Source organism: Allorhizocola rhizosphaerae (assembly GCF_003426775.1).
GTDB classification, from domain to species: Bacteria; Actinomycetota; Actinomycetes; order Mycobacteriales; family Micromonosporaceae; genus Allorhizocola; species Allorhizocola rhizosphaerae.
The window spans coordinates 18,186-37,051 of sequence record NZ_QJUG01000026.1; the positions used below are offsets into that span (position 1 = coordinate 18,186).

Consider the following 18,866-nt stretch of genomic DNA (forward strand, 5'->3'; position numbering starts at 1 on the left):
AAAGGAAGTGAGGACGTGGACCGCCAACCGGATCCTGGTGCCTATGTCGGCCGGGCCGTCAACGCCAACCAGGACGTCATCCGATCGACCCGAGGCCATGAATAGCTGCGGCCAGCATGGTGTTCACCTCGTCTGCGATAGCGCTCCAGGGGAAGAGGGTGGCTGCTGAGGATCCCATGTTGGGGATGGGAAGCGGGTAGACGTCAGAATCGAAGAGTATCCGGACGCCCCATGACTGGAGCCGGCCGACGCTTTCGAGGAAGATTGGGTGTCTGGCTAGAGCCGTACTGGGTGTCGGCACTGCGACCACCGGTAGGCCAAGGCCAATCGCCTCGTTGAGAAGGCCAAGCGCGAGCGTGTCGCTGATTCCGTGTGCCCACTTGTTGATCGTGTTAAAGGTGGCAGGGGCGACGGCGATCGCGTTCGGCAGCGGTAGGACGTCTGGCTCGTCGGGTTGCTTGTAGTCGGATCGTACTGGATAGCCGGTGAGCTCGGCTATCTCGGCGACATTCATGAATTTCAGCGCTGACGGCGTGGCCACGACGCATACCGTCCAGCCATCGCGCTGCCGGGCGGCTACGAACGGTGCGAGGTCGGCTGCTGCCCTGCCGCCGCATGCGATCATGTAGAGGGTGGGGCTGCCGTTTCGCGCTGTGCTCATACGAGTCTCCTATGCCTTGTGGTCGATCCGTTTTGCGAGAGCGCGGAGCTCTGTTGCAAGGTTCGCGCGGGGGTGGCTGAGCAGTACGCTGATGGCGCCGTATGCTTGGTCGCTGAGCTCAAGTTCTTGGGGTGCGACGCGTTCGGCGTGGACGAGCGCGGTGGTTGCCGCTTGGTATTCGCGTTTGAGGATGTGTGCTCGAGCCATGTCGATGAGGAATTGTCCGCGCCGTTCTGCTAGGCCGTTGGGGAGGTTGCGCGGGTTAACCTGTTGGCCGCGCCGTATTGCTTCGCGGGCGTCGCCGAGTTCCATGGCTATTTGGACGTGGTGTATCGCGACGTTTGTTGGGCCGAAGATGGTGTAGAGGTTGGCGACGTCCTTGCCGAGGAGCTGGCTTGCTATGTGGGCTTCGCCGAGGAGTTCGTATGCTGTGGCTCGGTCCGATTTCCGGGCGGCGGCGACAGCGGCGGTGAGCAGTAATCCGCCTCGGATGCCTTGACGGTGAGGCACATTTACTCGGCCGACGTCTACATGGTCAGCGCCGTTGAAGGCGGTCGTTAGTGCTTCGTCCAAGCGTCCAGCAGCCAAGAGCACATTGGCTAAGCGGTATTTTGCGCATGCGATCAGGGCAGGGCTGTCGGACAGCAAGGCGGTTCTGACTGCTCGGTCGGCTGCGACGGCGGCGAGCAGGTTGTTTCCGAGTCGCTTCAGCAGCGAAGACGCGGCGTTGTATAGGTGGACCAAGGCTTCGTTCGCCGTTGTGGCATCGTAAGTGTTCGCGTCGGCCGCGTATGCCTCTGCTTGCGGGATCAGTTCCGCGAGCAGGTGGCCGAGGGCTTCGTATTGGGTACGCTGCCGTAGGTCCCATGCCTCCATTGCCGCGTTTGTCAGGGACTTGGCGGTCACAGGCTGCGTCGTGGCGCTCGGCGTCGGGTACAGCAGAGCACTGCTGAGGCGAGCCGACAACACGCTGAAGCGGCCGGCGCTGGCATCGTGGCTGTTGGTCGCAGTGGTAGCCGAGCCTGGCATGTCAATATCGTGTGGCGTTGCGGGAACGCCGGTTGTCCGGGGGATGGTGCGGCCGGTGTGCGTGGCGATGAGGAGCACGGCGAGCTCGTTGACGGATACCTGGAGCGCTTTGGCCAGCTTCGGCCGGTGCGCCGGTTGTGGACTGGCTTCGGCGCGTTCCCAGCGGCCGATGGTAGTGGTATCGACACCGATTAGGACTGCCAGCTGTTCTTGGCTCAGCCCGATGGCTTTGCGCCGCTCGGCCAGCCGTTGTCGCTTCATGATTCAATCCCTCGCGGGTGGTCGTTCGTTCGGTTTGTTCAAACATTGGTACAGGTCAAGTCGCCGACGCAACGCATTGAGGGATTTTCGCCGGATTCCCGCCGTGTACAGCGTGGATCTCATCAGCCAGAGTCAGATCTGCATCTGGTAGTCCGCACGCGGATGAGACTCCCCTTTCCGGATGTAGAGCGAGGTCACGGCTCGGCTTCTCCCGCGGCTCGCGGTGGCCTCGCTTCCACGGCCGGCGGTGTGCAGTGCCGGGATTCGGTTACGTCCGGCCGTGCTCGTGGTAAGGGCGGCAAGGAGGCGTGGGATGGTCACGAAGCAGTCAACTGGCGGCCTGCACACGGACCGGCCTGGGGATGTCGAGAACGCGACGGAGGCTTCCTCGGACCCTGTGGCTGAGCGCGCCATCGATATGAACGCACAAGTGGTGCATCTGCACTGTGCGATGGTGTGGCCGGAAGGCTTGCACTGCAATAGTTGCCGGGCGTACTTCCGGCTCTGGAGCGTTCATGTCTTACACCGGGCGGGATGGAGTGACGAGCGGATCGCTGCGCTTGATCCGCGTGCAGTTCTCTAGCATGACGTTCACACGACTGGTACACCATCCTTATAGGAGGTTGGTGCCGTCGTGGTGGCGGATGGCTGGGATGTGGGTGTCGCGCAGGGCATCGAGGATGCGGATACCGAAGGCTTCGCTTTGGCCTGCGGTGACCTGGTCAGGGGTCCACCATGCGACTTCTGCGGATTCGTCGGTGGGGTGTGGTTGTCCTGAAAGGAGTTCGGCGCGTAGGACGAGGGCGACGACGCCGAGGTTCATGTTTTTGTAGATGCCGGTGAGCCGGGTCGGTTTGACGTCGACGCCGGTTTCTTCCCGGACTTCGCGGACGACGCCGTCTTCGATGGTTTCGTCGAGTTCGAGCACGCCGCCGGGTAGTTGCCATGCACCGTTGTCGCGTCGCTTGATGACCAACACCTTGCCGTCGTCGTTGGTGATGACGGCGGCGACGCTGACGGAGTGGCGGGAGGACTGGCTCATGTCGTGCGCTCCTGGGTGAAGGTGGCGTATGCGATCGTGGCGTCGTCGTGGCGTTTGAAGCGTGGGCGTTCGGCACCGGTCGGGTCGGCCAGTTCGGCGGCGCGGACACGGCGGATGAGTTCGTGCGGGCCGTGTTGGCTGATCATGTCGAGCAGTTCCCGCCAGTCCATGAGCGCAAACGTGTCCACGGCGCGGGTTGCTCCGTCGGTGAGCAGGGCGGCGCGGCGGATAGCCTGCTCGCCAGCGAGGGGCAAGGTTCCCGTGATGGCGTGGTGTGCGGCATCCGGGTTGGCGGCGGCGATCCAGTAGCCGGCTGGCGTGTTGGTGAGCGCCTGTTTTTGGCGGGCGACGTCGACGAGTTCGTTCTCGTGGGCGGGTGAACCGTACTCGGTTTGGCCGTTGAGGTGTTGACGCCGGATATCAGCGATGGCATGGGCAAATCGCAGGTCTGTGGTCATGGTGACCTCGTGGCCGTTGTCGGTGACCAGGTACGCGTCGCACAACAGGAGGTAGTCCAGGCTGGCGGGGGTTTCTCGGATGATGCCGACGCTCGCGGCCGGTGTTATCGGGTTGGACAGGTCGCACGTATCGGCGTGTGCTGCCGAGGTGTGCGCGATGGCGGTCGCAAGGAGGTCGGTCAGAGGCATGTCGGTGTTGGCGGCCTGGGCGAGATGCTCGGCCAGCATGTTGACGTACCAGGCGGCACCGTGCATACATCCACTGTCCAGATGTGACGGTTGGGATACGCCGTCGAACACGGCAACCAGGGGGCCGCGAACGAGGACGCGGTCTTCGTTTTCGAGCTGGCCGGGTGCGGCCTCGGTCGCGGTGGTCACGAACATGGCGGCGCCTACTCGTCCCATCCGTAGCGCAGCTTCCACAGATACCCCGGCATGACATGAACGGTCACCTCGACGGGCCTGTCCTTCCCGTCGTAGGCAACGTGCCAGATCTGAAAGACGGGCTGGGTCGGTTCGAGTTCGAGTACCCGTTGTTCCTCGTCGGTGGGCATGCGCACGGTTACATCTTCGGTGAAGCGTGCTGGTCCGTGGCCGATATCGGCCAAACGCTCGTAGGATCCGCCGGGGCCGGCGTTCTCGTTGAGTAGCTCAGGACTTTTCTCGGCTATGGTCCACGGGATGTATGAGTCGGCGATTTGTGTGGGCTCGTCGTTGGCGTACAGCACGCGGCTACGGATCAGAGTGGGTTGATCCTTTTTGATGCCAAGGGTTTCGGCGACGTCCTCCGGTGCGGGTGTCTCGGCGATGCGCCGATAGACGGTTTTGGATTGTAGGTTGTGGAAGCGGGCTTCCACATCTCCGGCTCCGGTGCCCTGTGCCCTGGCGGCGTATCGTGCCTTGGCGTCGCGGTGGATCATCGGGAGGGCGCGGACGAGAGTGCCGCTGCCGCGCTTGACCTTGACGTGCCCGGCGATGCGGAGGAGGCCCACGGCGCGATTGACGGTGACGCGCGAGACGCCCAGCTCGTCGGCAAGGCGGTCTTCGCTCGGCAGCGGGCTTCCCGCGGGGTAGGTGCCGTCTTCGATGCGGCGCAGCAGTAGTTCTGCGATCTGGCCGTATTGAGACCTCGGCGTCTCGATCATTGCCATAGAAAACCCCTGATTGTAGTACGTCTTACGGAGAGCCTACGGCCTGTCGGAAGATCTTTGGAAGCGGGGACGTAATACGTCTTGCATCCCTGGTGAACCGGACGTACAGTCTTTGTAAGACGTAATACGTCGAGCGATCAAGGAGAGATGAGACGTGGCGATCAAGGGTCCGATCCCGATCCGATTCGAGCAGGTGTTTCCGCACGGGGCATATCTGAACTCCGAGGTAACGCCGGTCTGGCAGTACGACGGCAACGGCAACCGGTTGGGTCAGGCCATCCACCCGGATACCGGCGAACTCATGTGGCAAGTGACGGTGATCGACGCAGATCCAGCGGTGAAGGCAGCGTCGAAGGCGGTCGCGGTGAAGCTGGCTGCGCGTCATCAGCCTGTGCCGCCTGCGGCTCCTGAAGGATCGCCGTTCACGCCGGTTGAGTTCACGGACATGGCGGTGACACCGTACTTGGCGGACGGCTTCGGCGGAAGCAAAAGGCTGGCCTGGTCTATCCAGGCCCGCGACATGGTGCCGGTTTCTGCGTCGCAGGTCGCTGCTGCTGCGTGACGACGGTGTGATCGTCCGGGACGAGCCGATTGTCTTGGCGGACTGTCTCGTCCCGGACACCCAAACCTCATGTATCCCTTGGAAGGGCGAGTTTGTTGTGTCCAGACTACGCCGCCTGTCTCGGGTGGCTATCCGGGTCCAGGCTTGGTGTTTCTTCTGTGGCAAGGTGCCGGTCGCGCATCCCATGGATTGCTGCGCCGACTGCGGTTCGCGGCAGCGGGGTGACCGGTGATGGCTAGCACGCGCGATCTGATGTATGCCGCACAGCTGCGGACAGCTGATGTGCTGGCTGGGTTGCTGACGGCGGCTGACGATGCTGGGTTGCCGCCGTTGGCGTGGACGGTGACCACGACCGGCGCGTTGGTGGGGCATTCCCTGTGCGGTAACGACGAGCAGCGTCGTTCGGAGTTTGAGGCGTGGCGGAAGCTCCTTGATGTACCACGGATTCTCGAATACTCCGAGGATGGCAGGCTCGCCCTGCAAGCGACCGCAGACGACGTGCGTGGGTGTCGGGTGACGGTGATCGCGCATCTGGACGAGCTCGTCAACGGGGGTGATCGGTGATGCTGTTCGGCCCGATCACGGACAAGGAGCGGTTGATCTGGCAGCGGCAGGCGGTGAAAGTCCTGGCTGACTTCATCGGCGAGGCGGTCCGCGCTGAGTTGCCGCTCGTGCACTGGCAAACCGGCTGCGGCCGGATGCTGGTGGGCACATGTCGTGAAGGTGACGCCGAGTCGCGCCGAGCGGCATTCCTTGCCTGGACACGGTTCTTGGGCATCGCCGAGGTGACCGAGGTAACTCGGTGCGGGGTTACGCATCTGCGTGGATCCACTGATGACTTCCGGGGCTGCCGGATTGTCGTGACCGCTGATCTTTATGTGGAGGTCGGGTCATGACACCGATCAGTGCACGGATGTTGCGGCGTCGTCTGGCGGTCGCGTCGGCAGCGTCGTCGGTGGTCTTTGAGGGTCGCCGGGTTGAGCTGGCGGCGATACCGGCTGTGGCGCGGGTCGCGATTCTTGCCGAGGCGGCCGGAGCGTTGGCCGCGTTGGCACGCAAACAGGCGCTGCTGTCGCATGTGGACGCTAATCAGGTCGCGCAGTTGGTGACTGATCCGGTCGACGCGCGGGCGGTGCTTGGTCGTGGGCGGTGGACGCCGTTGATGTGCCGTCCGGTTCTTGCGGTACCTGTGCGCAACACGCGCCGCGCGGCGAGTCGTTCTGCTGCGGTGTCGGCGGTTCAGCCGTCGTTGTTCTCGCCCATGGACGAGGGGAGGTAACCATCATGTTCGGCAAACCCGTTGCGGGGGACCGGCATCCGGAGCGTGTTGTGATGTCGCGGTCGGTGCTTCGCAAGCCGACCATGGGGATTCCGTGGCCGTTGTATCTGCTCGGCCAGCTAATCAAGTGCCTGTACTGGGGCGGCTCATGGGGCCTGAAGTGTTACCTACGGTTTTGGTGGGTCACCATGCCCGCGACCGTGGTGGGCTATGGCTGGTGGCGGTACGGCTGGGGTCTCACCGTTTCCATCCTGGCTGCCGTAGCGGCAGGGTTGGCGGTGTGGTGGTGGCGGCATCCGGCGACGTTCTCGCGGTGGCTGGGCTGGTTCTACATCGCGCAGTGGCGTCGCTGGTTCGTCTTCCGTAAGCCGTGGTACCCGACATGCGCCAACCTCGGCTTGGCAGTCGCGTTCGACGGTGACCGGTACTACCCGAGCATCATCAAAGTGCGCCGCGACGCCGAGGGCGACTTGGTCACGGTGCGGATGCTCCACGGTCAGCATCCCAACGATTGGGCCAAGCACGCTGCCCGGTTCGCGTATGCCTTCAACGCGCTGTCGTGCCGGGTGCGGTCGGTGAGCGGGAGGCGTGGACGGAATCGCATTGTGCTTCACGTCCAGGTCCGCGACTCGCTGGTCACAACGATCGCGCCGTTGCCGGTGCCGGCCGTTCCGGACTTGCGAAGGTTGCCGGTAGCGATACAGGCCGGTAGCAAGAAGGTCTTCATCTCGCTGGTGACGCACGTGCTCATCGCCGGAGCGTCCGGGGCTGGGAAAGGCTCGGTGCTGTGGGCCATCGTCGCCGGGCTTGCGGCGGGTGTCCGCGACGGCACGATCCGCCTGTACGGCTTCGACGCGAAGGGCGGTGTGGAGCTGATCAACGGCGAGCCGCTGTTCCATCGGCTGTACTTCGGCGATCCCGAGTCGATGGCCGGGGCGCTCGAAGACCTGGTCAAGACCATGAAGAGGCGACAGGAGACCCTTCGCCAGCGGCGGCAGCGCACGCACGAGGCCACGCCGGGTGACCCGACCATCGTGATAGTCATCGACGAGTTCGGAGCGATGATCGCGTACCTGACGGATAAGAAGCTCAAAGAAAGGATCAATGCCGCGCTGTCGCTGATCCTGTCGCAGGGCCGGGCGGTCGGGGTGCATGTCGTCGCCGCGTTGCAGGATCCGCGCAAAGAGATCCTTCCGTTCCGGAACCTGTTCACAACCCGGATTGCGTTGCGGCTCAACGAAGAGTCCGAAGTGGGTCTGATTCTGGACGATGATGCGGTCGATCGCGGAGCGGCCTGCCATGAAATCCCCGAATCGCTGCCTGGTGTCGCGTACATGATGCTCGAAGGTGATCAACAGCCGGTTCGGTTGCGCTTCCCCTACCACGACGACACCCAACTCGCAGAGCTGGGCCAGCAGTACCGGCCCGCGATCAACCCACCGACCGTGCTCGACGGACAGGTGTTGGACATCAAGCCTGTGTATGAGGTGAACCGATGAACGCGTACGTCAACGGCAGCGGTGGGCGCGAGGATGGCATGCCCGGTCGTCCGTACCGACCGGTTGAATTCCGGCTCGTGGGGTCGCGGGCCTCGGTGGCGGCCTATCTGCGGATGCTGGAGCGCTTCTTCTCCCTCACTGGAGTGTCCGAACCCGAACCCGCTCCGGACGACAAGGTGCGCGTGTACGGCACCATGCATCGCCCTTACCGGCTGACAGGAGGTGAACCTCTTTGAGCCACAACGATTCCAGTGACACCGATGCCAGGGTGGAAAGGTGGATGCGTATCGGCGAAACGAGTGTCTTGATCCTGATCCTGTTGATCACGTTCGTGTCGGCTGGTCGGGCCTCGTTCACGCACGTGCACGACTGGACGATGCGCAATAGCCCACCGGGAACTGGCGATTGGTTTGGCTGGACCAACGCCGTGATCTCAGAGCTCATCCCGATCGCGGCGATGCTGGTAATGCGCCGACGTAGACGCGAACAGCAGTCCATCGCCTATCCGGTGCTCTTGCTGATCGCCTCGCTGGCTCTTTCCATCACCGCACAGTTGGCGGTCGCCAAGCCTGGACTGTCGGGCGGCGTGGTCGCGGTCATTCCGGCACTGGCGTTCGCCGCGCTGGCCAAGCTGGTGTTCGGTAAACCCCCGAAACGCAAACGGCAACGGGGCGCGTCCGTCACGGTGCCTACCGCTGATGCGACACCAGTTGTCGCGGCGTCGGTGAAGGATGTGCAGCTAGAGGTATCCGTCCAGGACCGTCCCGAGGCAAGCCGTGTTCCATCGTCCGCTCAGGACGATCAAACCGACAACCCTCCGGCCCCGAAGCTGTGGCCTACACCGCCTCTGCCGCTCCAGCTGCTTGACGCGGCCCAACGCGCCGCCGACCAACACTTAGCCGAGACCGGTCGCGTGATCTCCCGCGACGAGCTACAGAAGATCCTCCGAGTTTCGAATGCCACGACCGGTGAGGTCATGCGTGCGCTTGACCTGCGCGACGCGCCCCTGCAACTGGCCACGACACCGGCCGCGATATCCCCGCTGACCGGCAAACCACTGCTCTAACCCCAACCCCGTTTCACCTGCCCGGACAGCCTCGAAAGGAGGTGCCCTATGTTTCGTGCGCCCGAAAACAGCCCGGTCCACGTCGACGCCGACGAGCGCTTGACGCGTGGGCTCCTTCAGGAGCTGTCCGGGCTCCCGCTCGTCGACGTCCCCGGCGACCCTGACGGGCTGCTGGCCCGCGCGGCCCGACCGGACCTCGGTGGCTGGCTCGCCCACGCGGCCCGTGCTCGGGGTTGCGCGCATCCTGTCCGATTGCGCGGTGAGGTACTGACCGTGCAGGCGTCGACAGGTGTCGTGTTGCAGCGGTTCAACACCGACGACCTGCCCGACAAGGTCCTGTATAAGCCTTGCGGCACAAGGCTTGCCTCCCGTTGCCCAGCGTGCGCCGAGGTCTACCGCTGGGACACTTACCAGCTCGTGAAAGCTGGCCTGGCGGGAGGTAAGGGCGTGCCGGAAACGGTTGCGACGCATCCGGCCGTGTTCGCTACCTTCACCGCCCCGTCGTTCGGGCTGGTGCACACCCGCGACGCGCGCTCCCCGAAGCCGTGCCGGCCACGTCGCGACCGGCCCGTCTGCCCGCACGGAAAACCCTTGTCGTGTATGGCGTTGCACGCCGAGAACGATCCGCGCTTGGGCCAGCCGCTGTGCCTGGACTGCTACGACCACACCCATCACGTCGTGTGGAACCACCTGGTCGGCAAGCTGTGGGACCGGACCATGCTCCGCCTGCGCCGCGCGACGGGTGCCACAGGAGCCGGGCCTATCCGGCTGCGGTTCGCCAAGGTCGCCGAATACCAGCGACGCGGCGTCGTCCACCTGCACGCGCTGATCCGCATCGACGGGCACGACCCCAACGACCCGGACGCGTTCCTACCGCCTCCCGTGGCGGTCGCGCCGGACGGCTCCACGATCCCGCTTTACAGCGCCGCACGCCTCGCTGAGACGGTCAAGACGGTGGCGGCCGAACTCGCGCTGCGAACCCAAGCGCACCCGGCCAACGCGGACGGCTGGGTGATCGCCTGGGGCCACAAAGGCATTGACGCCAAAGTCGTACGCACCGGGCTGCCCGGTGGCGAACTGACCGAACAGCACGTCGCCGGATACCTGGCCAAATACGCCACCAAGGCTACCGAGGTCTGCGGCGTTACCGCTGGGCGGATCACGTCCGAAACCATTGCTGCGTATGGGGATCGCGCACGGCACACGAACCGATTGATCCTCGCGAGCTGGGATCTTGGCGCCTACGTGGAGTGGATGGGGCTGCGGCGTTGGGCACACCGGCTCGGCTTCGCGGGCCACTTCTCGACGAAGAGCCGCCGCTACAGCACAACGCTTACCGCACTGCGGCGGGCGCGGCGCCCACAGAACCGTATCCAGGTCACCGCGATCGACGAACAGGACCCGGCCGAGCTGACCGAAGACCTCCACGACGACGAGACCACCCTCGTCATCAATCACTGGCAGTACGTCGGAAACGGTTGGCAGACAACAGGAGATGCAGCCTTGGCCGCGATGGCCGCTGATGCTGCGCGGCAGAGACGCCCGGCTTCGAGCGCGGGAACCAATCAAACCTAGGGAGGAAGAGAGTCCACGGTGGACGATGAGCTTCTGACAGTGCCGGAAGTGCTCGCCGAACTGCGGGGAGTGTCGAAGAGGACGTTCTACCGCTGGCGGGAGCTCGGCCGTGCACCACGTTGTTTCCGGTTGCCCAACGGAGAACTTCGCGTCTCCAAGGGTGACCTGAAGGTGTGGCTTGAGAAGCATCGCGAGGTGGCGGTGTGAAGAGCTACGACGTCAAGATCTGGAACATCCAGGTCAACCGGCTGACCAAGGGTAAGTCGTACACGGTGCGGTGGAAGGTGGCAAAGGTGCCACCTTTCTCGCGCACCTTCGTGACGCGTCCGTTGGCCGACAACTTCCGGTCGGATCTGAAGCAGGCGATTAACGCGGGCGAGCCTTTCGATACCGAGACGGGATTGCCGGATTCGCTTGTGGAGGAGCCGAAAGAGGAGGCTTTGACGTGGCTCGACTTCGCGATGACCTACGTGAAGATGAAATGGCCGGGCGCGGCCGCGAAGAGCCGGACGAGCATGGTCGACGCCTTGGCAACGGTAACTCCGGCGCTGTGTGAGGAGGTGCCGGGCCGGCCGGAGGATGAGCTCTTGCGAGATGCGTTGCGGGATTACCTATTGCCTCCGGATCGGCGCGAGCGGGAGCGGCCGGAGGAGATTCAATGCGCGGTGGCGTGGCTGGAGTGCAACTCTGTGGCGCTCTCGCGCCTGGCGGAACCCGCGATTGTACGGGCAGGGCTGGACGCAATCGGGCTGAAGATGGATGGCAAGCCGGCCGCGGTGACCACGATGCGGCGCAAGCGTTCCGTGTTCTTCAACGTGCTTCAGTACGCGGTTGAGCTTGAGTTGCTGGACTACAACCCGATCGACAAGCTTCGGGTCAGGTCGCGCCGGTCCAAAGTGGTCACTGTAGTTGATCGTCGTGTGGTCGTGAACCCGAAGCAGGCGCGCCAGCTGCTGGCGGCTGTGACCTACATCGGTGAGCGGGGCCGTGGTCCACGGATGCGGGCGTTCTTCGCATGCCTGTACTTCGCTGCACTGCGGCCAGGTGAAGCGCTTGGACTCCGCGCGCAAGACTGCAACTTGCCCGAGGTGTGCGAGGCGTGCGGGCTTGACCTAACGCACGACTTCAACCGGACGCCGGTCAACGGCTGTGAGCACGAGCAGGTCAAGCACGCATGGGGCCTGCTCAGCCTGGAGAAGAACCGTCCGGCTGCGGGCAAGCGTTGGACCGACAGCGGTCAGGCGCACGACGAGCGGGCGCTCAAGCACCGTGGGGAAGAGGAGCCGCGGCCGGTTCCGATCCCACCTGAACTCGTGGGCATCCTCCGGGAGCACATCCGGACCTACGGCGTCGGTGAGGACGGGCGGATCTTCTCCAGCCGCAAGGGCAACGTTATCGGCTCGGCGGCGTACTCGAAGGTGTGGCGTGAGGCGCGAGCGGTCGGGCTGTCTCCCGCTCAGGCAGCGTCTCCGCTTGCCGGGCGCCCGTACGACTTGCGTCACGCGGGCGTCTCGCTCTGGCTCAATGCAGGCGTCCCAGCTCCCGAGGTCGCGGAGCGAGCGGGCCACTCCGTCGACGTGCTTCTGAAGGTGTACGCCAAATGCATCGATGGCCAAGCCGACGTCGTGAACCAACGGATCGAGGCGGCTCTCTCGGCCTGACTTGCGATCATCAGAGCCGGTCCTGTGTCATTGCACAGACCGGCTCTTTGCTGTGTGCGACCAGGCAAAACAGCCCCAAGATCATTGCACGTATTTTGCGCGACTGGCGACAACTGCCCGCCGATCATGGCGTTCGGTGGCATCTGGTGGCACTGGCGTTCTAATTGCTCTTGGTGCATGTGCCCAGCAAGGGGGCTGTTTCGCCTGATCAACTGGTGGCCCTGGCAGGATTCGAACCTGCGACGCACGGTTTAGGAAACCGACGCTCTATCCCCTGAGCTACAGGGCCCGGCCTGTGCAGCTTACTAGCCTATCGGTTTGGCCGTAGCGTCCAGGTCACCGTCATCTCGCCCGTGGACACTCCCTCGGCATTGACCAGCGTAATGGCCACGTCAAACTCCGGGCGCTGCCCTGCGTCGAGCTCGGCTACGACCTCTGCGGGCGGGCGGGAGAGGGTGGCGCTGGCGGTCATGGCGCCCATGGCCAGTTTGGAGTACCCGATCTGCGCCCGCACCGCAAGCGGCGTCACCCGCCCGAGATGCTCGCCGAAGGCGGCGATCACGATTGCGCCGGATGCCGACTCGCCAAGCGTGAACATTGCCCCTGCATGCGGCCCGCCCACGTGGTTGTGCAGCGCGGGCTGGTCCGGCAGCACGGCGACGGCCGACTCGGCCGTGACCGACGTGAACTCGATCCCGAGTGTGCGCGCGAACGGGACGATGTCCAGCAGTGGCGTCATGCCCACGGACGTTACTCCCCGGTAACGTCTCAGCGCCACCCTACGTCGATCCGGTCCCCGCGGTCGTCGAAGAAGTGCAGCGCCTCCATGCGCACCGCAACCGCCAGCGGATGCCCCGGCCCAACCTGCGGGTACGGCGCCAACCGCACCGCGAGCTCGGCCGCCCGCCGGTGGTGCCGGCCCGGATCGGACAGCACGCTCTCGCGTTGCCCCGACCGCTCCGCCAGCGCCGTGCCCGGATTGTGCGCGTTGGCCCGCCCCTTGAGCCTGCTGACGACGTTGCCCAACCGGCGCAGCCCGCGCGCACCGGGCTCCTCGATCTCCGCCGCCGCCCGCCCGACCTCGTCCACCACGACCGCTGTCGCGCCGATGTCGACGAACGCCAGCGACTCGTGCCCATGGTGTTCCAGATATCTGATCCGCCCGTGCAGCACGTCTCCGGGGTGGTCGGGGGCGACCGGCATGAGCGCCTCCGCCCGTACCCCGATAACGATCCGCTCCCCATGAAAATGGGAGACCGCCCGCGCCCGGATGTCGTTCCACTGTAGATAAAGCGACTGCTCGCCCAGGTTCAGCTGCACATACCGATCGAGGTGGACATAGACCGAGGCCTCAAGCAGGTTCATCCGCGGGCTGCCGAGGAAGGCCGCGACATACAGCGTCGCCGGTTTTCCATAAACCTGTGTGGGGGTACCCACATCCTGCAGCACACCTTTTCGCATGATGGCCACCCGGTCGGCCATGGTCAGCGCCTCGGCCTGATCGTGTGTCACATAGATGGTGCTGACACCCAACTCCCGCACCAGACCGGAGATCTCCGCGCGCAGCTCGGCCCGCAACCCGCTGTCGAGATTGGACAGCGGCTCGTCCATCAGGAACAGGCCGGGCCGGCGCACGATCGCCCGCCCCATCGCCACGCGCTGCCGCTGCCCACCGGACAGCTGGTTGGGCCTGCGGCCGAGCACATCGCCGATGCCGAGCGCGCTCGCCACATCCGCGACCCGCTCCGACCTCGGCGCCGGCTCCACACCGGACAGTCGCAGCGGGAAGCCGATGTTTTCGCCGACGGTCATGTGCGGGTACAGCGCAAAATCCTGGAAGACCATGGCGATTCCACGGTCGCGCGGAGGCAGCTCGTTGGCTAACTGACCGTTCAGGACGATCGCTCCCGTGGTGGGGTCTTCGAGGCCCGCCACCATGCGCAGCACGGTCGACTTCCCGCAGCCGGAGGGCCCGAGCAGGACCATGAATTCTCCGTCGGCCACATCCAGGCTGACGTTGTCGACAGCAACGGTCCCGTCGGGGAAGACCTTGGTGACGTCTTTGAGCGCGACGGTGGTCACACCGTCTCCCTCCAGCAGAAATGACTTAAGGCTTGAATTCGTCACTTTGGCGAAACAAAGCCCCTACTGCCAATCGGGTGAACGTGCCATGTTCGGCCAGTGACACCGCCATTACGTTGTGAGGAGGTTCGTCCGCTCTAAGTCGGACATAAAGTCCACCTCCGCGCAGCCGAACGGCGAGATGTCGACGGCCGAAAAGCGTACGCCCGATTCAGAGATAGCCGTCTCCATGCCTCGCTCGAAATAGTCCTCATCGGCGCATCGATCCAGCGCTCGGCGAGGATGGCACGATCGCCCGGCGCGACATAGTTGATACCAACCGCTTCGCCCAGCCCTTCGACCACCTGTTTCGACAACTCCTTGATGTAGCCGTCTCCGTCGACCGTGTATTTCACCTCCTCCTCGCCGACCTTCGCGGTGTTCACGGCGACAACGTACCGATCGAACCGCAGCGCGCTCAGCAGCTGCGGCACGAAAACGACATCGCCGTGCAGCCGCAGCACCTGCCCGGCGGCGCCAGCCGCGACGCCCTCAGCAGGCTCTTCGCCGTATTCGTCTGATCGAAGATCTCGTTGTGGACGAACGTGGCCTCGGCCCCGGCGGCCTCCAGGATCACCTTCAGCTTTACCCGACCACGACCATGATGTGCAGCGATGGGCCGAAATGGGTGCGCGGGTTGTGCAGCTGAAGGCGCAGAATAGTTCGCCCGTCGGCAAGCCGGGTCAGCGGTTTCGGGTGCGGGCGCCCGAGCCGCGTCCCGAGCCCGGCCGCCAGGATCACCACGTTGCACATGCCGGCCGCCGCCCTTCGGATGAATCGCGTGCAGGCCGCTCGCCTAAAAGACACGCGGCGCACCACCCGCTCCGCAGCATTGCCGTCGTCGAATTGGCAAAAGCGATCGCGAAAGGCCGTCCGCAGTTCGGCGGTACCGGAGGAGCCTCGCGAAAAGTGGGCGCGTATAAGACCAGTGGGGCCCCGGGGATAGCGGGCGCGGAGGCGGGCAACGAGCTCGACGTGGCGTTGACGAGCACGTCGTTGCGCGGATAGCCGTGCCGTACTCAAGCGACTCGAAGCGGCACGGATAGGCGCGCGCCCAGATCTCGGTCGAATACCGGTTCGAGGAAAGGCTGAAATCCCAGCGGTCGCTGCGCTTCAGGAGCCTATCGGGGTCGTCGCGAAAGGCGGCTCGTCGACTCCCGTGAGTTTGAGCGGCGTGCCATGGTGGGTTTGCACGTGCACCGATCCGGGGCGCTTGACGACTTCGTCTCTGAAATTGGCATTGTCGAATGTCCACTTTGCCCGTGCGAGAGCACGATAGTAGGCGAAACTATGTGTCACCGCGGCTTCGACGCCTGGCGGGAGGCGGTGCTTCTGGTCCGCGGTCACCGCCCACACGCTGCGCACGTGCGGGGCCAACGGGCTGCGGCGGCGTGGATCGCGGCCGGATTGTATTCGTAGGCCCGGCCCCAATAGCTGCTGTAAACGGCCAAGTCCTGCAAGGGAAATCGGCGCTGGAACCAATAGTAGGCGAGCCAGGGAAGACGGAGAATCGTCGAGAGGTGTGGGGTTTCGGGAGGCGGGCCATGCGGGTGCGCTTGAGGAACCAGTAGGAGCGCCAGGCGCGCCCCGGCTTATCAAGAGATCGCGGATGGCCGGGCGAATACGCCGGTACCGCAATCCAAAATCTTTTGATCTTTTCAAGAAGGCCTTGCGTACGTTGGCGGGAAGGCGTTCGCGGATGCCGAGGATCGTCGAGCCGTGGTCGACGGCGGCGCGGGCGACGTGCTGGCGCACGAGCGGGTCTTCGATGCGGCTCAGTGCGAGCTCGTACTGGTCGAAGACTTGGGTGTGCTGAGCGCTCGTGGTGCCGAGGATGTTGCCGTGGCGGCGCCGGCGGTAGCTGATGCAGACGCGGGGCAGCACGCTGATCCGACGGGCGCGGGCGAGCAGCGGGTAGGTGAACGGGATGTATTCGTACCGGCCGGTGGGGAAGCGGAGTCCGGTTTCGCGAAGGAAGCCGGCGCGCACGACCTTGTTCCAGGCGGCGACGAAGTTGTTCAGTAGACGCGGGTAATCGTGGATGTGGAACGCTTACTGGGCCTGCCCCGGCCTCGACCTGGTATACCGGCACCGCCAGGTAGCGTTGCCTTCTCATCGGCTGCCGGGCCGCTGCGGCTCGTCTCCACTCGTCCGGCTGGCTTACCGGCCCCGAACTGCGCATCCCGTCCCTTTGTTGACTGCAGGGCAACGGTGATTGACGATGCATGACGTGCGAGCCGATGATTGGGGCCAGGACGGTGTGGATTCCGACGTGCCGAACGTGGCCCGGATGTACGACTACTATCTCGGTGGCTTGCACAACTTTCCCGTCGATCGTGAGATGGCGCAGCGTGTGATCGGCGCTTGGCCCACCCTGCCGGCCGTCCTCCAGCTCAACCGTGCCTTCCTGCGGCGGGCTGTCCGGCTTCTGGCCCGGCAGGGCGTGAAACAGTTCATCGATCTCGGCTCCGGCCTGCCTACCGTCGGCAACGTGCACGAGGTCGCCCAGGGCGAGCAGCCCGACGCTCGCGTGGTGTACGTCGACATCGACTCCACGGCCGTGCTGCACAGCCGGCTGATGCTCGTCGGCAACCCCGGCGCGACCGTGCTCCAGGTCGACCTGCGCCAGCCCGAGCAGGTGCTCAATCACCGCGACCTGCGCTGGCAGATCGACCTGGACCAGCCCGTGGCCCTGTTGGCCGTGGCCGTGCTGCACTTCGTGCCCGACTCCGACGACCCCGGCAAGGTGATGGCCGCCTACCGCGACGCGCTCGCGCCCGGCAGCCACGTCGTGCTGTCGCATGCGAGCCAGGATCTCGAACCCGAGGCCGCCGAGAAGGTCACGCAGCTGTACGCCCGCAGCGGCAACCCGATCCAGTTTCGGACGCACGCCGACATCGCGGCCTTCTTCGGCGACTTCGACCCGGTCGATCCCGGCCTGGTGTTGCCCAACGACTGGCACCCGGAACTCGCCGACGCCCCGCTGATCGACGTCGGCGGCGTGTCCGGGTACTGCGGGATGGCCAGCAAACCATAGCCCGCTCGCAGCCGGATCGAGCGCAGCCCGCGCTTTGCCCGCGACCGGGCCGAGTCTGCGGTGCGCAGGGCACCCGACCCCAGCTGGCCGCTGCCACCCGGCCGCTGCCACCCGGCCGCTGCCAGGCGGCCTCTGCCACCCGGCCTCTGCCACCCGGCCTCTGCCAGGGAGGTCGCCAAACCGTAGGCCTGCCATTGCTATCTCCGGGGGAATGGCCTCTGCTACGACCGGTTCTGTTTCTTCCACGGACACAACCTACGATCCGGCTTCGACACTGGCGGTCCAAAGAGGAGCGTGATCGCGTGTTTAGGCCAAACTCGTTGTTCTGCGCGAAAAACTGACCACAGTTCGCGATCAAGGATGACAACACCAGCCGCTCAAGGCATGTTCCTTGTTGAACAGCAAGCCTTTGCCGGCAACGGCTCCGTGGGTGAGGCTCAAACTGCTTGCTGCTCAATGGAAACCAGGTCTGAAGCGACTGATCCAGGGCACGCGAGACGGGGGAGGGTGCGGCACGGTTGGGCGGGTGGTCAGCGGAATCAGCTGAGCGCCGCTACTCGTACCGCCAAATAATATGAAACGCCCCAAACCAACTTGATCGACTGGCGGTGGTTTGCCATGGGAACAGCATGCGAGGATGGAGGCGATCTTAATGACGGAGGCGGTCGATGATAGACCAGGTCGTGAAGGTGCTGCGCGAGGTGGCGGAGGAGCTGGTGCTTCCGCGCTTCCGCAATCTCGCCGAGGGCGACATCACCGAGAAGAGTCCGGGCGACCTGGTGACCATTGTGGACCGCGAGGCGGAGGTGGCGCTCGGCCTGCGCCTGGCCGACCTCCTGCACGGCTCGCTCGTGGTCGGCGAGGAGGCCGTCGCGGCGGACCATCGGGTGCTGGAGCGCATCGGCGACCCGGGGCCGGTGTGGGTGATCGATCCGATCGACGGCACCGGCAATTTCGCGGCGGGCAAGGAGCCGTTCGCGCTGATGGTGGCCCTGCTGCGGGGCGGCGTGCCGGCGCTGAGCGTGATCTACCAGCCGGTGCCGGGCGTGGTGGCGGCCGCCGAGCTGGGCTCCGGCGCCTATGTGGACGGTGTGCGGGTGACGCTCGACCACGACCCGCTGGCCATGGACCAGCTGATCGGGACCGTGCACAGCAAATATCTGCCGGAGGCGGTGCGTGAGCAGGTCGTCGGCCGGATCGGCCGCATCGGCGAGCGCCTGCCGAGCCGCCACTGCGCGGGCCACGACTACCCGGAACTCCTGCTGGGCCACCACCACTTTGTCCTGTATTGGCGGAGCCTGCCGTGGGATCACGCCCCCGGCTCCCTCCTCGTGCGCGAAGCCGGGGGTGTGGTGAAACACTTCGACGGCACGCAGTACGACCCGACCCTGCCGCACCCAGGCCTTTTGGTCTGCCGCGACGAGGCGGTCTTCGAGCAGGCCAGATCCGCTCTGCTGGAGTGAT

General features: G+C 65.0%; 22 protein-coding genes, 1 tRNA gene and 3 pseudogenes. 12 read left to right on the plus strand and 14 right to left on the minus strand.

Features of this window, described 5'->3' with window-relative positions:
- Positions 1 to 76: 76 nt before the first annotated feature.
- The 5 genes from DM816_RS07630 to DM816_RS07650 all read right to left on the minus strand — a co-directional run bounded on the left by DM816_RS07630 (position 77) and on the right by DM816_RS07650 (position 4,602).
- The gene (locus DM816_RS07630; RefSeq protein ID WP_117209440.1) at positions 77 to 661 is read right to left on the minus strand and encodes a flavoprotein; all 585 of its coding nucleotides are present in this window, start codon (positions 659 to 661) and stop codon (positions 77 to 79) included.
- A 9-nt stretch (positions 662 to 670) separates the two neighbouring features.
- On the minus strand, positions 671 to 1,951 hold the full coding sequence (locus DM816_RS07635; RefSeq protein WP_117209441.1) for a helix-turn-helix domain-containing protein: 1,281 nt from the start codon (positions 1,949 to 1,951) through the stop codon (positions 671 to 673).
- A gap of 613 nt (positions 1,952 to 2,564) precedes the next feature.
- Positions 2,565 to 2,993, minus strand: a complete 429-nt coding sequence (locus tag DM816_RS07640; RefSeq protein WP_117209442.1) for an NUDIX hydrolase — start codon at positions 2,991 to 2,993, stop codon at positions 2,565 to 2,567.
- Positions 2,990 to 3,835 (minus strand): hypothetical protein, encoded by an 846-nt coding sequence (locus tag DM816_RS07645; RefSeq protein ID WP_117209443.1) that lies wholly within the window; start codon positions 3,833 to 3,835, stop codon positions 2,990 to 2,992. The genes DM816_RS07640 and DM816_RS07645 overlap by 4 nt, the downstream gene beginning before the upstream one ends.
- Positions 3,836 to 3,843: 8 nt before the next feature.
- Positions 3,844 to 4,602, minus strand: coding sequence for a GntR family transcriptional regulator (locus tag DM816_RS07650; RefSeq protein WP_117209444.1), 759 nt, complete (start codon positions 4,600 to 4,602; stop codon positions 3,844 to 3,846).
- A gap of 154 nt (positions 4,603 to 4,756) precedes the next feature.
- On the opposite strand from DM816_RS07650, the gene DM816_RS07655 reads away from it, so the two are divergent.
- From DM816_RS07655 to DM816_RS07700, 10 genes are all read left to right on the plus strand, one after another.
- Positions 4,757 to 5,164: a plasmid replication, integration and excision activator gene (locus DM816_RS07655; protein ID WP_117209445.1), complete on the plus strand. Its 408-nt coding sequence runs from the start codon at positions 4,757 to 4,759 to the stop codon at positions 5,162 to 5,164.
- A gap of 231 nt (positions 5,165 to 5,395) precedes the next feature.
- Positions 5,396 to 5,728, plus strand: coding sequence for a hypothetical protein (locus DM816_RS07660; protein ID WP_162907211.1), 333 nt, complete (start codon positions 5,396 to 5,398; stop codon positions 5,726 to 5,728).
- On the plus strand, positions 5,728 to 6,060 hold the full coding sequence (locus DM816_RS07665; protein ID WP_117209447.1) for a hypothetical protein: 333 nt from the start codon (positions 5,728 to 5,730) through the stop codon (positions 6,058 to 6,060). The genes DM816_RS07660 and DM816_RS07665 overlap by 1 nt, the downstream gene beginning before the upstream one ends.
- Positions 6,057 to 6,443 carry a hypothetical protein gene (locus DM816_RS07670; protein WP_117209448.1) on the plus strand — a complete coding sequence of 129 codons (387 nt, stop codon included), beginning with the start codon at positions 6,057 to 6,059 and terminating at the stop codon, positions 6,441 to 6,443. Before DM816_RS07665 ends, DM816_RS07670 begins: the two co-directional genes overlap by 4 nt.
- Before the next feature lie 5 nt (positions 6,444 to 6,448).
- Positions 6,449 to 7,942 (plus strand): FtsK/SpoIIIE domain-containing protein, encoded by a 1,494-nt coding sequence (locus DM816_RS07675; RefSeq protein ID WP_117209449.1) that lies wholly within the window; start codon positions 6,449 to 6,451, stop codon positions 7,940 to 7,942.
- Positions 7,939 to 8,178, plus strand: coding sequence for a hypothetical protein (locus tag DM816_RS07680; RefSeq protein ID WP_117209450.1), 240 nt, complete (start codon positions 7,939 to 7,941; stop codon positions 8,176 to 8,178). Before DM816_RS07675 ends, DM816_RS07680 begins: the two co-directional genes overlap by 4 nt.
- Before the next feature lie 44 nt (positions 8,179 to 8,222).
- A complete protein-coding gene (locus DM816_RS07685) occupies positions 8,223 to 9,008 on the plus strand; it encodes a hypothetical protein (RefSeq protein ID WP_246001680.1) in 786 nt (261 codons plus the stop codon).
- A gap of 48 nt (positions 9,009 to 9,056) precedes the next feature.
- Positions 9,057 to 10,583, plus strand: a complete 1,527-nt coding sequence (locus DM816_RS07690; RefSeq protein WP_246001682.1) for a replication initiator — start codon at positions 9,057 to 9,059, stop codon at positions 10,581 to 10,583.
- 18 nt (positions 10,584 to 10,601) lie between these two features.
- Positions 10,602 to 10,790 (plus strand): helix-turn-helix transcriptional regulator, encoded by a 189-nt coding sequence (locus DM816_RS07695; protein WP_117209451.1) that lies wholly within the window; start codon positions 10,602 to 10,604, stop codon positions 10,788 to 10,790.
- Positions 10,787 to 12,244 (plus strand): tyrosine-type recombinase/integrase, encoded by a 1,458-nt coding sequence (locus DM816_RS07700; protein ID WP_117209452.1) that lies wholly within the window; start codon positions 10,787 to 10,789, stop codon positions 12,242 to 12,244. Before DM816_RS07695 ends, DM816_RS07700 begins: the two co-directional genes overlap by 4 nt.
- A 213-nt stretch (positions 12,245 to 12,457) precedes the next feature.
- Here DM816_RS07700 and DM816_RS07705 read toward each other — a convergent pair.
- The 9 genes and pseudogenes from DM816_RS07705 to DM816_RS07740 form a co-directional block, all read right to left on the minus strand.
- Positions 12,458 to 12,533 (minus strand) — tRNA-Arg (locus tag DM816_RS07705).
- A gap of 21 nt (positions 12,534 to 12,554) precedes the next feature.
- A complete protein-coding gene (locus DM816_RS07710) occupies positions 12,555 to 12,983 on the minus strand; it encodes a DUF4442 domain-containing protein (protein ID WP_117209453.1) in 429 nt (142 codons plus the stop codon).
- Positions 12,984 to 13,012: 29 nt separating this feature from the next.
- Positions 13,013 to 14,326: an ABC transporter ATP-binding protein gene (locus DM816_RS07715; RefSeq protein WP_117209454.1), complete on the minus strand. Its 1,314-nt coding sequence runs from the start codon at positions 14,324 to 14,326 to the stop codon at positions 13,013 to 13,015.
- A gap of 137 nt (positions 14,327 to 14,463) precedes the next feature.
- On the minus strand, positions 14,464 to 14,829 hold the full coding sequence (locus tag DM816_RS44255; protein ID WP_246001685.1) for a hypothetical protein: 366 nt from the start codon (positions 14,827 to 14,829) through the stop codon (positions 14,464 to 14,466).
- Between the two features lie 121 nt (positions 14,830 to 14,950).
- The gene (locus DM816_RS44260) at positions 14,951 to 15,172 is read right to left on the minus strand and encodes an NTP transferase domain-containing protein (protein WP_246001687.1); all 222 of its coding nucleotides are present in this window, start codon (positions 15,170 to 15,172) and stop codon (positions 14,951 to 14,953) included.
- A gap of 9 nt (positions 15,173 to 15,181) precedes the next feature.
- A pseudogene (locus DM816_RS45685) lies at positions 15,182 to 15,286 on the minus strand (CDP-glycerol glycerophosphotransferase family protein); the annotation flags it as partial.
- A gap of 26 nt (positions 15,287 to 15,312) precedes the next feature.
- Positions 15,313 to 15,357: pseudogene (locus DM816_RS45690) on the minus strand (hypothetical protein); the annotation flags it as partial.
- A gap of 80 nt (positions 15,358 to 15,437) precedes the next feature.
- Positions 15,438 to 15,482, minus strand: a pseudogene (locus tag DM816_RS45695) (hypothetical protein); the annotation flags it as partial.
- Positions 15,479 to 16,354, minus strand: a complete 876-nt coding sequence (locus DM816_RS07740) for a CDP-glycerol glycerophosphotransferase family protein (RefSeq protein ID WP_162907212.1) — start codon at positions 16,352 to 16,354, stop codon at positions 15,479 to 15,481. The gene DM816_RS07740 and the pseudogene DM816_RS45695, both read right to left, overlap by 4 nt.
- Before the next feature lie 241 nt (positions 16,355 to 16,595).
- Between DM816_RS07740 and DM816_RS07745 the strand changes: the two genes are divergently transcribed.
- Together DM816_RS07745 and DM816_RS07750 are read left to right on the plus strand one after the other, a co-directional pair.
- On the plus strand, positions 16,596 to 17,402 hold the full coding sequence (locus DM816_RS07745) for an SAM-dependent methyltransferase (protein ID WP_117209476.1): 807 nt from the start codon (positions 16,596 to 16,598) through the stop codon (positions 17,400 to 17,402).
- A 668-nt stretch (positions 17,403 to 18,070) separates the two neighbouring features.
- Positions 18,071 to 18,865: an inositol monophosphatase family protein gene (locus DM816_RS07750; RefSeq protein WP_117209456.1), complete on the plus strand. Its 795-nt coding sequence runs from the start codon at positions 18,071 to 18,073 to the stop codon at positions 18,863 to 18,865.
- The last annotated feature ends 1 nt before the right edge of the window (position 18,866 follow it).

Bases quoted from the DNA above. Each gene is read 5' to 3' on its own strand.
- DM816_RS07645 (WP_117209443.1), bottom strand. From the start codon at position 3,835: ATGTTCGTGACCACCGCGACCGAGGCCGCACCCGGCCAGCTCGAAAAC.
- DM816_RS07635 (WP_117209441.1), bottom strand. From the start codon at position 1,951: ATGAAGCGACAACGGCTGGCCGAGCGGCGCAAAGCCATCGGGCTGAGC.
- DM816_RS07650 (WP_117209444.1), bottom strand. From the start codon at position 4,602: ATGGCAATGATCGAGACGCCGAGGTCTCAATACGGCCAGATCGCAGAA.
- DM816_RS07680 (WP_117209450.1), top strand. From the start codon at position 7,939: ATGAACGCGTACGTCAACGGCAGCGGTGGGCGCGAGGATGGCATGCCC.
- DM816_RS07690 (WP_246001682.1), top strand. From the start codon at position 9,057: ATGTTTCGTGCGCCCGAAAACAGCCCGGTCCACGTCGACGCCGACGAG.
- DM816_RS07660 (WP_162907211.1), top strand. From the start codon at position 5,396: ATGGCTAGCACGCGCGATCTGATGTATGCCGCACAGCTGCGGACAGCT.
- DM816_RS07670 (WP_117209448.1), top strand. From the start codon at position 6,057: ATGACACCGATCAGTGCACGGATGTTGCGGCGTCGTCTGGCGGTCGCG.
- DM816_RS07665 (WP_117209447.1), top strand. From the start codon at position 5,728: ATGCTGTTCGGCCCGATCACGGACAAGGAGCGGTTGATCTGGCAGCGG.
- DM816_RS07640 (WP_117209442.1), bottom strand. From the start codon at position 2,993: ATGAGCCAGTCCTCCCGCCACTCCGTCAGCGTCGCCGCCGTCATCACC.
- DM816_RS07685 (WP_246001680.1), top strand. From the start codon at position 8,223: ATGCGTATCGGCGAAACGAGTGTCTTGATCCTGATCCTGTTGATCACG.
- DM816_RS07675 (WP_117209449.1), top strand. From the start codon at position 6,449: ATGTTCGGCAAACCCGTTGCGGGGGACCGGCATCCGGAGCGTGTTGTG.
- DM816_RS07750 (WP_117209456.1), top strand. From the start codon at position 18,071: ATGATAGACCAGGTCGTGAAGGTGCTGCGCGAGGTGGCGGAGGAGCTG.
- DM816_RS07710 (WP_117209453.1), bottom strand. From the start codon at position 12,983: ATGACGCCACTGCTGGACATCGTCCCGTTCGCGCGCACACTCGGGATC.
- DM816_RS07630 (WP_117209440.1), bottom strand. From the start codon at position 661: ATGAGCACAGCGCGAAACGGCAGCCCCACCCTCTACATGATCGCATGC.